Source organism: Roseovarius sp. S88 (genome assembly GCF_037023735.1).
Lineage (GTDB): Bacteria > Pseudomonadota > Alphaproteobacteria > Rhodobacterales > Rhodobacteraceae > Roseovarius > Roseovarius phycicola.
Genome location: NZ_CP146069.1, coordinates 3,043,363 through 3,058,631 on the forward strand (window position 1 = coordinate 3,043,363; position 15,269 = coordinate 3,058,631).

Below are 15,269 nucleotides of genomic sequence, written 5' to 3' on the forward strand. Positions count from 1 at the left end.
GCGGAACCGGGGGGTCACATGCCAAAAAGAACCGATATCAACTCCATCATGATCATCGGTGCGGGACCCATTATTATTGGGCAGGCATGTGAGTTCGATTATTCCGGTGCGCAGGCCTGCAAAGCGCTAAGGGAAGAGGGATACCGGGTGATCCTGGTCAACTCCAACCCGGCCACGATCATGACCGACCCCGAGCTGGCCGATGCCACCTATATCGAGCCGATCACCCCAGAGGTCGTGGCCCGTATTATAGAAAAAGAGCGTCCAGATGCGCTCTTGCCGACGATGGGTGGTCAGACCGGGCTGAACACAGCCCTTGCGGTGGCCGATCTGGGCGTGCTGGAGAAATTCGGTGTTGAACTCATCGGTGCCAATCGCGAGGCCATTGAGATGGCCGAAGACCGCAAGCTTTTCCGCGAGGCGATGGACCGGTTGGGAATTGAGAACCCCAAGGCCACCATCGCCAACACGATGGAAGAATGCATGGCCGCGCTTGAAGAGATCGGCCTGCCCGCCATTATTCGCCCCGCCTTTACCCTTGGCGGCACAGGCGGCGGCGTGGCCTACAACCGCGCCGATTATGAGCATTTCTGCAAGTCCGGCCTCGACGCGTCGCCAGTCAGTCAGATACTGATCGACGAAAGCCTGCTGGGCTGGAAAGAATTTGAGATGGAGGTTGTGCGCGACAAAGCCGACAACGCCATCATCGTTTGCGCGATTGAGAACGTGGACCCGATGGGCGTGCACACTGGCGACTCTATTACCGTCGCCCCTGCCCTGACGCTGACCGACAAAGAATATCAGATCATGCGGAACGGCTCGATCGCCGTGCTGCGCGAGATTGGCGTGGAAACCGGGGGATCGAACGTGCAGTGGGCGATCAACCCGGATGATGGTCGCATGGTTGTCATTGAGATGAACCCACGTGTGTCACGCTCTTCGGCGTTGGCGTCCAAGGCCACGGGCTTTCCGATTGCCAAGATCGCAGCCAAGCTCGCCGTGGGCTACACGCTCGATGAACTCGACAACGACATCACCAAGGTGACGCCTGCCAGCTTTGAGCCGACCATCGACTATGTGGTCACTAAGATCCCGCGCTTTGCCTTTGAGAAATTCCCCGGATCGGAGCCACACCTGACGACGGCAATGAAGTCCGTGGGGGAAGCGATGTCGATTGGACGGACAATCCACGAAAGCCTGCAAAAGGCGTTGGCGTCGATGGAAACCGGCCTCACAGGGTTTGACGAGATTGAAATTGACGGCGCGCCGGATAAAACCGCAGTTGTCAAGGCCATCAGTCAGCAAACTCCCGACCGCTTGCGCACCATTGCACAGGCCATGCGGCACGGATTGACCGATGACGAGATTTTCAACGTCACCAAGTTTGACCCCTGGTTTCTCGCCCGTATTCGCGAAATCATCGAAGCCGAGGAAGATGTACGTGCAAACGGCCTGCCGTCCGATGCAACCAATCTCCGCAAGCTCAAGATGCTGGGCTTCACCGATGCGCGCCTCGCCAAACTGACAGGTTTCAAAGAAGCCGATGTGCGCCGCGCACGGATCGCCCAAGGTGTGACCGCGGTCTTCAAGCGCATCGACACCTGTGCGGCCGAATTTGAGGCCCAGACGCCCTATATGTACTCCACCTATGAAACCCCGATGATGGGCGATGTGGAATGCGAGGCGCGCCCCTCGGATCGCAAGAAAGTTGTCATCCTCGGCGGCGGTCCAAACCGGATCGGCCAGGGGATCGAGTTTGACTATTGCTGCTGCCACGCCTGTTTCGCGCTCACAGACGCGGGGTATGAGACGATCATGATCAACTGCAACCCTGAAACAGTGAGCACGGATTATGACACCTCCGACCGGCTTTATTTTGAGCCGCTCACTTTTGAGCATGTGATGGAGATCCTGACCAAAGAGCAGGAAAACGGCACGCTACATGGAGTGATTGTTCAGTTCGGTGGGCAAACCCCATTGAAGCTCGCCAACGCGCTGGAGGCCGAGGGCATTCCCATCCTCGGCACCTCGCCCGATGCCATTGATTTGGCAGAAGACCGCGAGAGGTTTCAGGCGTTGGTCAATCAGCTTGGCCTCAAGCAACCCAAGAACGGCATAGCCCATAGTGACGCCGAGGCGCTCAAAATTGCCGAGGATATTGGCTTTCCACTGGTCATCCGTCCATCCTATGTTCTGGGCGGCCGTGCGATGGAAATCGTCCGCGATATGGCGCAGCTGGAGCGATACATCTCAGAGGCTGTAGTCGTATCAGGTGACAGCCCCGTCCTTCTTGACGGGTACCTATCTGGCGCCATCGAATGCGATGTCGACGCGCTTTCGGACGGCACAGACGTGCATGTCACGGGCATCCTGGAACATATCGAAGAGGCGGGCGTGCATTCCGGTGACAGCGCCTGCTGCCTGCCGCCGCATACCCTGCCGCAATCGACCATCGACGAGATTGATCGCCAGACACGTGCGCTCGCCCTGGCGCTCAACGTGCGTGGCCTGATGAACGTGCAATTCGCGGTCAAGGATGACGAGATTTACCTCATCGAGGTGAACCCCCGCGCCTCGCGCACCGTGCCTTTCGTGGCCAAGGCCACCGACAGCGCGATTGCCTCTATCGCGGCACGCCTCATGGCAGGAGAGAGCCTCAGCGCTTTCCCAAGCCGAGGCACATACCCGTCTGACGCCAAGCCGGGCACCTTGCCCATGGCAGACCAGATGACCCTCGCCGATCCGGCGATGCCGTGGTTCTCTGTGAAAGAGGCCGTCATGCCCTTTGCCCGCTTCCCCGGCGTCGACACCATCCTCGGCCCCGAGATGCGCTCCACCGGCGAAGTGATGGGCTGGGACGTGAATTTCCCTCGCGCCTTCCTCAAGGCGCAGATGGGCGCGGGCGTCACCTTCCCCGACAGCGGCAAGGTGTTCTTCTCGATCAAGAATGACGACAAAACCGATCAGCTTGTTGAGACCGCGCGTCACCTCGTGGATATGGGCTTTGCCATCGTCGCCACCCGCGGCACGGCGTCCTTCCTCGAAGGGCACGAAATAGCCTGCGAGGTCGTCAACAAGGTCTATGAGGGCCGCCCCGACGTGGTGGATATGCTCAAGGACGGGCAAATCAGCCTTGTGATGAACACCACAGAAGGCGCGCAAGCGGTCGAAGACAGCCGTTCCATCCGTTCCGTCGCGCTTTATGACAAGATCCCCTACTACACCACCGCCGCCGCCGCACATGCCGCCGCGCTGGCGATGAAAGCCCGCCAGGACGGGGATATTGTGGTAATGCCGCTACAGGGCACGGCGTAAACAGCTGTTTCTGAATTAGAAACAAGACTATAAGATATTGATCTTAATATATAAAAGCAGCTTATCCACAGCTATGCTTTGCGACCATTTCAGGCATGCAGAAAACGCATAGATATTTTGATCGAAATCAATTGCACAGGCGTTTTTTTTGACTACATGCGTTTCATAGAACAAGTCGTGTTCGACCCAAAACGTCACCGCCAACCGAAGGAGGCACCCATGACACGCGACGAACTGAACCGCGAACTTCGTATGCACAGTGCCACCTGGCAAGCTGTCGTACTCGTGTACGGCGTACTTGTTGGCACTTTGGTTTTCTCAGCCATGGCCATCGTCGGCTAAGGCGCTAACCACGCGTTAAACCTTTCTGCCTATATACGGCAAGCCAAGGCGTTGAGCGGTCATCCCGTTTAACGCCTCTGTGTTTTTGGGAGTGACCACAATGACCCGCGATGAACTGATCCGCGAAGTGCAGGCCAAGCGCGGCTCCTGGCCAGCTGTTGTATTTGTCTATGCGCTCATTTTGGGCACGATGGTGCTCACTGGCATGGCCATCACCGGATAAAAAAACGGCCGCCTCTTTGGGCGGCCGTTCTGTTGTATTAGAGGTCAGACGGAACTGCTACTCGCCCATCTTGGCCGAGGCCGCATCCCCCACATTGTCAACACCACGCTCTTCCAGAAGCGTCGTGAGCCAGTTGGGGTCCATCTCAGGCACAGAGCTCAAAAGCAGGTCTGTGTAAGGATGGTGCGGCGGCTTGAACATGTCGTCCTTCGGCCCCTGCTCTACCACCTTACCCTGCTGCATCACGATCACCTCATCGGCAATCGAGCGCACCGTCGCAAGGTCATGCGTGATGAACATATAGGCCAGGTTCAACTCGTTCTGCAGCCGGTCCAGCAGGCGCAAAATGCCTTCCGCCACAAGCTGATCGAGCGCCGAGGTCACCTCGTCACAGACGATAAAGGTCGGCTCGGCAGCCAGCGCCCGGGCAATCCCGATCCGCTGTTTCTGACCACCCGAAAGCTCAGATGGATACCGATTGTAGAACTTCGACGGATCTAGCTCGATCAGATCGAGAATCTCGTCTACCCGGTTCTTCAGATCCGCTCCGGTCAGCCCCGAATAAAACTGCGCCGGGCGACCGATGATTTCCGAAATCTTAACCTTCGGGTTCAGCGCCGTATCCGCCATCTGATAAATCATCTGGCATTGCCGCAACTGGTCCTTGGACCTGTTCCGATAGTCAGGCGGGAAAGGTTCCCCTCTGAACAGAACCTCACCCTTTTGCGGCGGTAGAAGACCCGTGATCACACGTGCCGTTGTAGACTTACCTGAACCGGATTCCCCCACGACCGCCACGGTCATGCCTTCGTAGATATCAAACGACACGTCATCCAGAATTTTTGGACCCGCCGTGTAGGCTGCGTCGACATTCTTTACCGAAATGAGAGGCGTGGTATCTTTTGGACGATGCCGCTGCGGACTTTCAAAGCTGCGCACAGCCCAAAGCGACTTCGTGTAGTCTTCTTTGGGGTTGTTGAGCATCTCCTCTGTCGAGGCTTCCTCAACCTCGTTGCCCTTCAGCAGCACTTTGATCGTGTCGGCCATCTGAGCCACGACCGCGAGGTCATGTGTGATGTAAAGCGCGGCCGTGTTGAACTGATCCACGATGTCCCGGATCGCAGCCAAAACCTCAATCTGCGTGGTCACGTCGAGGGCCGTGGTCGGCTCATCAAAGATGATCAGGTCCGGACGACAGGACATCGCCATCGCCGTCATCGCTCGCTGTAGCTGACCGCCCGAGACCTGATGCGGATACCGGAACCCGATTTCTTTCGGGTTCGGCAGCCGCAGCCGCTCATAGAGGTCCATCGCGTCTTCCTGCGCTTCCATGCGCTTTTGGATGCGATAGTGCAGAGGCGCCTCTGTGTGCTGATCAATGATCTTGTGCGCCGGATTGAAAGACGCCGCCGCGGACTGCGCCACATAGGCGATGCGAGAGCCGCGCAGGGCACGTTTCTCGGATTCCGACGCCGTGGTGAGCTCCATCCCGTCAAACTCGATCTTGGAGCCTTCCACGATGCGCGTGCCATCCCGGGCATAGCCCATGGCCGCAGCACCGATCGTGGATTTACCCGCACCGGATTCCCCGATGAGGCCCATGACCTCACCGCGATGCAGGGTTAAATCAACACCCTTGATGATGGGCACCCAGGTTTCGTCTGAGTACCCTTCAATCTTGAGGTCTGCTATTTTAAGAAGGACTTCTTTTTTCTTACTAGCCATTTTTATTGCTCCTTCAGACCGGAGGACCGGAACAGCATCCAGTCAACCACGAAGTTGACCGCCACCGTCAACAGCGCGATGGCTGCCGCCGGAATAAGTGGCGTGATGTCACCAAACGAGATCAGCGTCGCATTCTCCCGCACCATGGAACCCCAGTCCGCCGTGGGCGGCTGAATGCCAAGGCCAAGGAAGCTGAGACCCGCGACAAGCAGGAACACAAAGCAGAACTCCAGACCAAATTCAGCGATCAGAGGCGCTGTTGAGTTTGGCAGAATTTCCCGACGGATCAGGTATCCGGTGCCCTCACCACGTAGCTTGGCCGCTTCGATATAGTCCATCACCACAACGTTGCCCGCGACCGCCCTTGTCAGGCGGAACACGCGCGGGGCATAGATGATAGCAACGGCACAGATGATGACGAACGTGCTGGGTCCAAAGATCGACAGCATCAAAAGCGCGAAGATCAGGGACGGAATTGACATGATCACATCAGCAATCCGGCCCATCAGCTGATCAAACCAGCCTCCTTTGGTGGCAGCCAGAAGGCCGGCACCTGCCCCAAGCACAAACGCAGCCACGGTCGCGGTCAGTGCGAGGCCAACCGAGTTGCGTGCGCCATAGACAATGCGGCTGAACATGTCTCGACCAAGCTGATCCGCGCCCAGAAGCATGGATTCATCGGCGGGCGCGAAGGCGGACGATATCACCGCTGCCTCGCCATGCGGAGCGATGTAGGGTGCGAAGATGCCGGCAATCGCATAGGTGAAGATCACGAACATCCCGAACGCCGCCGTCATCGGCGCAGTTCGAAGCTCCTTGGCGGTTTCGCTGTTCATCCCGATTAGGATGATCACCAAAATGAGCGCGGCAAGCGCAAACTCTGTGATTGGCCACTCAAGCAAGCGAGACAGCACAATCAGCACAATCGGGATGATGATGCAGCCATACAGCACTGGCGGATTGTTGGTGAAGGACAGTCCGATATTACTTTCGGCCATCTGGATGAGGAATTCGCGGAACGCGTAGGACACCATCCCGGTCAAAAGCAACAGGCCGGCACAAATAGCCACAGCCCGCAAAGCACCTGGCCCACCAACGATCCCAAGGACAAATGAAACCAAGGTCAGCGAGAAGGCCAGCAGAAAGACCGTCTTCTTGTTAAAGTAAGCTGCAAGGCACGAAACCGCCAGCAGCAGGGTGTAGTATCCGATGACGAATAGGCTCATGTCTCTACCCCCTTACTTCGGATGCCGCAGACGCGGGTTGGTAAGAATTGCACCAACGTCGGCTGCCAGATTGAGAAGGATGAAAGTCGCCGCAAAGATCAGACAGCAGGCTTGCACAACCGGGAAATCCCGTTTCGAAACCGCGTCCACAAGCGCCTGACCGATACCCGGGTAAACGAACACCACCTCGACCAAAACCACACCTGTGATCAGGTAGGCCAGGTTCAGCGCCACAACGTTGATGATCGGGGCCCAGGCGTTGGGCAGAGCGTGCCGAACAATAACCTTCCACGGCGGTGTGCCCTTCAGCCGTGCCATCTCGATATAGGGCGAGGCCAGAAGGTTGATGATCGCCGCTCGGGTCATCCGCATCATATGCGCCACAACGACAAGAACCAGCGTCAGGGCTGGCAGGAAGGTTCGGTTGAGAAGCTCACCAAACGACATCCCTTCACTCAAACTCGAGATCGCCGGGAACATGCCCCATTTGACAGAGAAATAGAGGATCAGGATGTAGCCAAGGAAAAACTCAGGCGAAGAGATCGACGTCAACGTGGCCACGTTGGCCACCCTGTCGAAGATAGAATTGCGCAGAAGGGCGACGAGCACGCCCAGAACAATCGCCACTGGAACAGCGATCACCGCAGCGTAGGCCGCAAGAAAGAGCGTATTCATGAACCGCTCTCCGATGATCTCGGTGACCGGAGTTTTCGTCACGATCGAACTGCCAAAGTCGAACGTTACCGCATCCTTGAGCCAGGCCAGATATCTGACGATGGCGGGTTGATCCAATCCCATTTCCTTACGCAATGCCGCAAGGTTTTCTTCCGTCGCCCCCTGACCAAGAACTGCCTGCGCGATATCGCCAGGCAGAAGTTCGACCATAAAGAAGATGATGACGGAGATAACTAACAAAATGATCAACCCGAGACCAAGACGCTGGCCTACGAGTCGTGCAATGTCACCCATGTGTCCCTCCTGCTGTTGTGCTGACATCCGCCGACACGCGGTCTGTCGATTCTCAGCATTTTTGTTGTGAGGTCTTTATGAACTCGACCGTCCATTATGCCCCCTGTTTGCATCTGACACAGCTTTGTCCAAAAAAGCCATGCCCAAAATGCGTGCCCCGGCACCTGGGTGCCGGGGCAAAGTGTTTTAAGCGAACCACCAGCGCTGTGCTGCGCGGGCGCCGTCCATTGGCCAGCTGGCCGCGAGTTCACCTGTATGCTCCAGGTTGCCGCGACGCGCGTAGACGAAGTTCGGGAAGTACGGAATGACCGTGCCGCCATCGTCTCGTGCGATCTGACCCATCTCGGTGTAGATCTCTGCACGAACCGCATCGTCCAGTTCGGCCTTGCCCTGACGCAGAAGCACGTTGAAGCGCTCGTTCTGCCAGAACGACTCGTTCCAGGACGCGTCATCTTTATAGGCCAGGCTGTACATAACATCCGGCGTTGGGCGTGCGCCCCACTGAACCATGCACCATGGCTTCTTGAGCCAGACGTCTGAGTAGTAGCCGTCATTGGCTTCGCGCACGACATTGATTGTGATGCCCGACGCTTTTGCGTGCTCCGCATAAAGAACCGCTGCGTCAACCGCACCCGATGTCACCGAGTCGGCAGTGCTGAGGTTTACTGTCAGACCTTCTGCGCCTGCTTTCTTCAACAGGGCCTTAGCTTGATCAGGGTCATAAGGACGCTGCTCAATGCTTTCGGGGAAGTACGGCATCGCTGGCGAATGGTGGAAGTCATTGCCGATGGTCGCCGCACCAAACTGGATCTTCTCGATCAGCTCTTCACGGTTCACCGACAGCTTCAGCGCATTGCGCACATCTGGATTGTCAAACGGAGCCGCATTGGTGTGCATCGGCATTGTCACCGCCGCCGCAGACGCCACGTTGTCGATCTTGATGTCCGGGTTGCGCGACAGCAAGCCAAGCGTCTTGTTCTCAAGCTGGCTGGCCGCATCCACGTCACCGGTGATCACGGCCGTTTGGCGCGCGTTCGGGTCGTTGATGATGAGGATCTGCACTTCGTCGAAGTAAGCACCCTCACCATGCCAGCCATCATGGCGGACAAGACGTGAGCCGACACCAAACTCGTTTTCAACGAGCTTATACGGGCCAGAGCCATCGCCACTCTGCCAATTGGCCGAGCCGTCTTCATTCGCCGGAACAATCGCCAGGTGATAGTCTGTCATCAGCCATGGCAGGTCCGCATTGGGCGAGTTCAGCTTGAACGTGACGGTATTGTCGCCATTGTCGACAATGTCAGCAACATCCGCCAGCAGCGCAGCTGCGGCCGATGTATTGCCTTCACCACGGTGGTGGTTCATCGAGGCCAGGATATCGTTCGCAGTAACTTTGCCACCGCTGTGGAACGACGCTTTGTCCGTCAGCTTGAACGTCCACTCTTTCGCGTCAGGTGTCGCCGACCATTCTGTCGCGATATCGCCACCCAGAGACTGATCGGGTTCGATCTGCGTGAGGTAAGACCGATATGTATGCGCCAGGTTGATCATGGCGAATGTGAGATACGTACCGGGGTCATGCGTATCCGACGAGTTACCATCGTGCTGCGCCAAACGGTAGGTCCCGCCACGCTTGGGTTCTGCCTTGGCCGAGCTGGTCCACAGCCCGGTGGCAGTCGTGCTTGTGACACCGGCAACGGCAGCATAATGCATAAATGAGCGACGCGAGATACGACCTTCGCGCGCTGCACCGGCCAGCTTGTCCAGCAAGACTTGGTCTTTTGAATGTGTCATGGTTTCTCCCTGTGACTTTTTATGTCGCTCCAGCCATCTCCGGACCAGAGTCCCAGCAGCTTCGCGTTGTTTCCCCCAACCGGTCGGCTTGTTTGCGACATAAAGTTAACAAATCACGAAATTTTCCACGCATCTAGCCTCTAACTGCCCTACACACGAAAGTTTCGTTTTTTTCTGTGTACAGAACCGTTTAGAGCGTCCAAATCGTATTTTAGCTGAAGTCACATTCAAGATTTCTGAAGAGTCCGTCACATTCATAGTCTAAAAACGACATAAATCACGATTCGCATCCCCCAAATCAAAGGTAAGAATCGCTTAACCGGCGTCAGCCCCACGTTTCGACCGCAGTTTGGAAAAGTAGTCGAGGCGCTTCTTCAACTCTCTCTCAAACCCACGCTCCACAGGTTGATAAAGAGATGTCCTCTCAATGCCTTCCGGAAAATAGTTCTGTCCCGAGAACCCATCTTCCGCATCATGGTCATAGGCATAGTCGGCACCATACCCGATCTCCTTCATCAGTCGTGTTGGCGCATTCAGGATATGTTTTGGCGGTGGCGCGCTCCCGGTGTCCTTGGCTTGCCGTACGGCGGATTTATAAGCCACATAGGCCGCATTCGATTTAGGCGCGAGGGCGAGGTACAAAACTGCTTGTGCCAAGGCCAGCTCACCCTCGGGACTGCCCAAACGTTCATATGTCTCCCAGGCCTGCAGGCACTGCGCCTGCGCCTGAGGGTCGGCCAGCCCGATATCCTCGACCGCCATACGGGTGATGCGCCGTGCGAGGTACTTAGGATCCTCGCCCCCTGCCAACATCCGCGCCAGCCAATAGACAGCGGCGTCCGGGTCTGACCCGCGCACCGATTTATGCAAGGCCGAGATGAGGTTGTAATGTTCATCACCCGACTTGTCGTATTTTGCAGCGCGCTTCATCAGGCGTGCAGACAGCGCCTCGGTGTCAAGCTTGCCATCCACGTTCCAGGCAGCGATTTGCTCAATCAGGTTCAACAGCGCCCGACCGTCGCCGTCTGCCATCTCCAGCAGCGCCTCACGCGCGGCCCCGTCAAGTGGCAAGGCCACGCCAAGCTCCTGCTCTGCACGCTGTGCCAAACGTTCCAGATCGGCCAATTCAAGCCGTCCCAGCACCAAAACCTGCGCCCGGCTCAGCAAAGCGGCGTTCAACTCAAAACTTGGGTTCTCGGTGGTCGCCCCCACCAGAAGGATCGTGCCATCCTCCATATGCGGCAAAAATCCATCCTGCTGCGCTTTGTTAAAGCGGTGAATTTCATCAACAAAGAGCAACGTACCGCGTCCGTTGCGGCGCCGCATCTTGGCCTCTTCAAACACTTTGCGAAGCTCCGGCACGCCGGTAAAAATCGCACTGATCTGCACAAAATGCAGGTCCGTCTCATCCGCCAAGAGCCGCGCGATAGTGGTCTTGCCCACACCCGGCGGACCCCAAAGTATCAGCGAAGACAGGCTTCCTGAGGCCAGCATCACACCCAATGGCGCCTCTGGTCCTAGGACCTGACCCTGCCCGATCACATCCGACAGTTTCTGAGGGCGCAGCCGATCAGCCAAAGGTCGCGGGGCAGTCTCTGGAATGGCATCCGGGGCCTGATCAAAAAGATCACTCACCTCTAAAGCCGAAACCGCAGTGTCGAGCGTTTTACCCCACGCTGTACATCAAGCGTGAGCCACCGCCCGCCTTGCGACAAGAGTGCCTCGACATCCGCCGTCGAGCGCACCGGTTCGCCATTGATTTCCCGCAAAATATCGCCGGGGCGCAGTCCGGCACGCTGTCCCACGCGACCTGGGGCCTCGACCACAACACCTTGCGCTGTCAGCGACAGATTGCGCTCTGCGATCACAGCAGGATTGATCGTTGAGACTGTTACGCCGGGCATGACGGTGCGATCACTGGTCTCGCGTGTGTCGCGCGGCGGATCTTCTGGTGCGACCCCAAGCGTCAGCGTCAGAACCTCTTCTTCGCCCTGACGAACGCGCGTCACTTGTGTCTCGCCACCAATCCCCGCGACAGACATCCTGTAAATCATATCCGGTGCCGCATTGACGGGATGGCCATCGACATGGGTGATCACATCCCCCGGCGCCACACCGGCACCGGCAAACGGGCTTTGCACATGCACATCAGAGACCAGCAAACCGTTTGGGCCATTCAAGCCCAGCGCCTCGACCATATCGGCGCCAACCGGCTGCCCGCTCAGACCCGCCCAGGGGCGTTGAAACACCGAATGACCCGCCCTGGCCTGGGCCACAAATTGCGCGACCAATGCCGACGGGATGGCAAATCCGATGCCGTTGGATCCACCCGACCGGCTTAGAATACGTGTATTGATCCCAATGAGGTCGCCGTTGATATCGACAAGCGCACCGCCCGAGTTGCCCGGATTGATCGGTGCATCAGTCTGAATGAAATACCCCCGCGCGTTGCCGGTCGCTGTTCCCGACCGCGCCAATCCCGAAACGATCCCGCTGGTCACGGTTTGGCCCACGCCAAACGGATTGCCAATCGCCAAAGCCAGTTCACCCACTTGCAGCGTATCGCTGTCCCGCAGACCCAAAGTCGGCATACCCGAGGCATTATCAAGTTGCAGAATAGCCAAGTCGCTCTCCTGATCAGACAACAACACCTGCGCTGAATACTCGCGTCGATCATTCAGCACGACACGAATATCCGTGGCCATGCCGACCACGTGGTAATTCGACACCACAATGCCGTCGTCGCTGAGGATCACACCTGACCCAAGTGAGTTCTGCACCCGCTGCCGCGTCGATCCAAAGTCGCGAAACATGTCCTGAAAAAACGGGTCGCCTCGAAACGGGCTGGACCGCACGTTCACAACCCGCTTGGCATAGATGTTCACCACCGCAGGCGCTGCCTCTTTCACCACGGGCACAAATCCCATGCTGATCTCGGCCTGACTTTGCGGCACGCGCATTTCCGAGGCCACCACCGACGTGCCAAAGGTCAGGATCAAAGCAAAAAGCAAACGGTGTATCATCCACACTCCCCATGTGTCTGTGCAGTTGATATGCTCAGCATCGATCTCAAATGCAAGCACCACACACCCCGGCTAAGGACAAAGAAAAACCCCCGCAGACTCTGCGAGGGTTCGAATGTTGGCCGGACAAGAGAGATTACTCTTCGTCGGCTTCAATCTCTTCTGCGGCGGTGCGGGCCTTGTCAGCCGCACCCTTGGCATCCAGATCGCGATCGACAAATTCGATAATCGCCATCGGCGCCATGTCGCCATAGCGAAACCCGGCCTTGAGCACACGGACATACCCGCCGTTGCGTTCTTTGTAGCGAGGGCCAAGTACGTCAAAAAGCTTGGCGACGTATTGGTCTTGCTTAAGCTGCGATGCAGCCTGGCGGCGCGCATGCAGATCGCCCCGTTTGCCCAGCGTGATCAGTTTCTCAACAACCCGGCGCAATTCCTTGGCCTTGGGCAGCGTTGTTTTGATTTGCTCATGTTCAATGAGCGAGCCTGCCATGTTTGCCCAAAGCGCCTTGCGGTGCTCATGGGTGCGGTTCAGGCGGCGATAGCCTCGTGCGTGACGCATTTTCTATACTCCTATTGCCCTCTACGGGCTGTTTTGCTTTGTCTGGTCAGCGATGCGTGTCACCGACTCTCCTTGGGGCAACGTGCCCGGTGCGGAGTAGGCCGGGATTCACCCCGGCCCATCCGTTAAAACTGATCTTCGAATTTCTTCGCCAGATCCTCGATGTTGTCCGGCGGCCAATCTTCGACATCCATGCCAAGGTGCAGACCCATGCCTGACAGCACTTCCTTGATCTCATTGAGGGACTTACGCCCAAAGTTCGGTGTGCGCAGCATTTCTGCCTCGGTCTTCTGGATCAGATCACCAATGTAGACAATATTGTCGTTTTTCAAGCAGTTAGCAGAGCGGACAGACAGTTCAAGCTCATCCACTTTCTTAAGCAGAAGCGGATTGAACTCAAGCCCGTCATCCTCGTCCTGACGGCTGGCGCTCTCAGGCTCTTCGAAGTTCACGAAGATGCTGAGCTGATCCTGCAGAATACGTGCGGCAAAGGCCACGGCGTCTTCCGGCGTGATCGAGCCATCTGTTTCGAGCTTCATGGTAAGCTTGTCGTAGTCCAGAACCTGACCTTCCCGTGTCGGCTGAACATCATAGCTCACCTTGGTGACAGGCGAATAAATCGCGTCAATCGCAATCAATCCAATCGGCGCGTCTTCCGGCTTGTTCTTGTCGGCCGCGACATAGCCTTTGCCGGTGTTGACGGTCAGCTCCATAAAGAGATCCGCACCATCATCAAGGTGGCAAATCACGTGATCCTTGTTCAGAATCTCAATGCCTGCGCTATCCGAAATCTCGGCAGCGGTCACAACACCCGGTCCCTTGGCCGAGATCGACAAACGCTTAGGTCCTTCGACGTCCATGCGAAGCGCCACGCCCTTGAGGTTCAGAACAATGTCGGTGACGTCTTCACGCACACCGGCCACGCTTGAAAACTCATGCAGAACATTGTCGATCTGCACCGATGTTATGGCCGCGCCTTGCAGAGACGACAAAAGCACACGCCGCAGCGCGTTCCCCATTGTCAGACCAAAGCCACGCTCAAGCGGTTCGGCCACAACAATCGCCTGACGCAACGGGTCATTGCCCGGCTTCACATCAAGCTGTGTCGGTTTGATCAGTTCGGCCCAGTTTTTATGGATCATGCGGTCCCTCCATTCCTGTTCCAAGCTGCATGTCCGTGGGCTTGGAACGCCCGAGGTTTAAAATGTCGGAATGGGGCCGTGCAAAAACACGGTCCCCATCCATGAATACTGTTTAGACCCGACGCCGTTTCGGCGGGCGGCAACCATTATGCGCAATCGGCGTCACATCACGGATCGACGTGATGTTAAAGCCAACAGCCGCCAGCGCGCGCAGCGCGCTTTCACGACCAGAGCCAGGCCCCTGCACTTCAACTTCCAGCGTCTTCATACCGTGTTCCTGCGCCTTGCGGCCAGCGTCCTCCGCGGCCATCTGCGCGGCATAAGGCGTCGACTTCCGAGAGCCTTTGAAACCCATGGTGCCCGCCGACGACCACGCAATCGCGTTGCCTTGCACATCCGAGATCAGGATCTTGGTGTTGTTGAACGAGCTGTTCACATGCGCCACACCCGTGGCGATGTTCTTGGAAACCTTACGCTTGGTGCGTTTTGTATCACGTGCCATTGGTTCAGCCCTCCCTTACTTCTTCTTGCCGGCAATGGCCTTAGCAGGGCCTTTGCGCGTGCGTGCGTTGGTATGGGTACGCTGACCACGAACCGGCAGGTTGCGGCGGTGACGCAAGCCACGGTAGCAGCCAAGGTCCATCAGGCGCTTGATGTTCATCTGCACTTCACGGCGCAGGTCACCTTCGACCATATAGTTGGCATCAATATGCTCACGCATTGCAAGAACCTCGGAATCCGACAGCTCATTGATACGGCGCGTGGGGTCAATCTTGACCGCTTCGCAAATGGCTTTGGCCGAAGCATGGCCGATACCAGTGATGTAAGTCAGGGCAATGGGGACCCGTTTATGGGTCGGAATGTTAACGCCGGCGATACGTGCCACGTGTCATATCCTTTCGTTGCGGGTCCGTAGTTCCAGACCCTTTTTTCACAACGTAGGCCCGA

13 protein-coding genes are annotated in these 15,269 nt (G+C 57.1%); 3 read left to right on the plus strand and 10 right to left on the minus strand.

What is annotated here, in order from left to right; all coding sequences use genetic code 11:
* Positions 1–18: 18 nt before the first annotated feature.
* The 3 genes from carB (at position 19) to RZ517_RS15435 (ending at position 3,880) form a co-directional block, all read left to right on the plus strand.
* Positions 19–3,315 carry a carbamoyl-phosphate synthase large subunit gene (gene carB, locus RZ517_RS15425; protein ID WP_338549044.1) on the plus strand — a complete coding sequence of 1,099 codons (3,297 nt, stop codon included), beginning with the start codon at positions 19–21 and terminating at the stop codon, positions 3,313–3,315.
* A gap of 219 nt (positions 3,316–3,534) precedes the next feature.
* On the plus strand, positions 3,535–3,657 hold the full coding sequence (locus RZ517_RS15430; RefSeq protein WP_317057102.1) for a hypothetical protein: 123 nt from the start codon (positions 3,535–3,537) through the stop codon (positions 3,655–3,657).
* 100 nt (positions 3,658–3,757) lie between these two features.
* The gene (locus tag RZ517_RS15435) at positions 3,758–3,880 is read left to right on the plus strand and encodes a hypothetical protein (protein ID WP_338549045.1); all 123 of its coding nucleotides are present in this window, start codon (positions 3,758–3,760) and stop codon (positions 3,878–3,880) included.
* 57 nt (positions 3,881–3,937) lie between these two features.
* Here RZ517_RS15435 and RZ517_RS15440 read toward each other — a convergent pair whose 3' ends face one another.
* The 10 genes from RZ517_RS15440 to rpsM form a co-directional block, all read right to left on the minus strand.
* Complete coding sequence (locus RZ517_RS15440; RefSeq protein ID WP_338549046.1) at positions 3,938–5,605, minus strand: ABC transporter ATP-binding protein; 1,668 nt, start codon at positions 5,603–5,605, stop codon at positions 3,938–3,940.
* Positions 5,606–5,607: 2 nt separating this feature from the next.
* Positions 5,608–6,831 carry an ABC transporter permease gene (locus RZ517_RS15445; RefSeq protein ID WP_338549047.1) on the minus strand — a complete coding sequence of 408 codons (1,224 nt, stop codon included), beginning with the start codon at positions 6,829–6,831 and terminating at the stop codon, positions 5,608–5,610.
* 12 nt (positions 6,832–6,843) lie between these two features.
* Positions 6,844–7,800 (minus strand): ABC transporter permease, encoded by a 957-nt coding sequence (locus RZ517_RS15450; protein ID WP_338549048.1) that lies wholly within the window; start codon positions 7,798–7,800, stop codon positions 6,844–6,846.
* Positions 7,801–7,986: 186 nt separating this feature from the next.
* Positions 7,987–9,594: an ABC transporter substrate-binding protein gene (locus RZ517_RS15455; protein WP_338549049.1), complete on the minus strand. Its 1,608-nt coding sequence runs from the start codon at positions 9,592–9,594 to the stop codon at positions 7,987–7,989.
* Positions 9,595–9,909: 315 nt separating this feature from the next.
* Positions 9,910–11,229, minus strand: a complete 1,320-nt coding sequence (locus RZ517_RS15460; RefSeq protein ID WP_338549050.1) for a replication-associated recombination protein A — start codon at positions 11,227–11,229, stop codon at positions 9,910–9,912.
* Between the two features lie 2 nt (positions 11,230–11,231).
* Entirely contained in the window at positions 11,232–12,617 is a 1,386-nt protein-coding gene (locus RZ517_RS15465; protein WP_338549051.1) for a trypsin-like peptidase domain-containing protein, read from the minus strand.
* Positions 12,618–12,753: 136 nt separating this feature from the next.
* The gene (gene rplQ / locus RZ517_RS15470) at positions 12,754–13,179 is read right to left on the minus strand and encodes a 50S ribosomal protein L17 (protein WP_317057094.1); all 426 of its coding nucleotides are present in this window, start codon (positions 13,177–13,179) and stop codon (positions 12,754–12,756) included.
* A gap of 125 nt (positions 13,180–13,304) precedes the next feature.
* A complete protein-coding gene (locus RZ517_RS15475) occupies positions 13,305–14,321 on the minus strand; it encodes a DNA-directed RNA polymerase subunit alpha (protein ID WP_338549052.1) in 1,017 nt (338 codons plus the stop codon).
* Between the two features lie 112 nt (positions 14,322–14,433).
* Complete coding sequence (gene rpsK, locus RZ517_RS15480; protein WP_317057092.1) at positions 14,434–14,823, minus strand: 30S ribosomal protein S11; 390 nt, start codon at positions 14,821–14,823, stop codon at positions 14,434–14,436.
* A gap of 15 nt (positions 14,824–14,838) precedes the next feature.
* The gene (gene rpsM / locus RZ517_RS15485) at positions 14,839–15,207 is read right to left on the minus strand and encodes a 30S ribosomal protein S13 (protein WP_338549053.1); all 369 of its coding nucleotides are present in this window, start codon (positions 15,205–15,207) and stop codon (positions 14,839–14,841) included.
* Positions 15,208–15,269 lie beyond the last annotated feature (62 nt).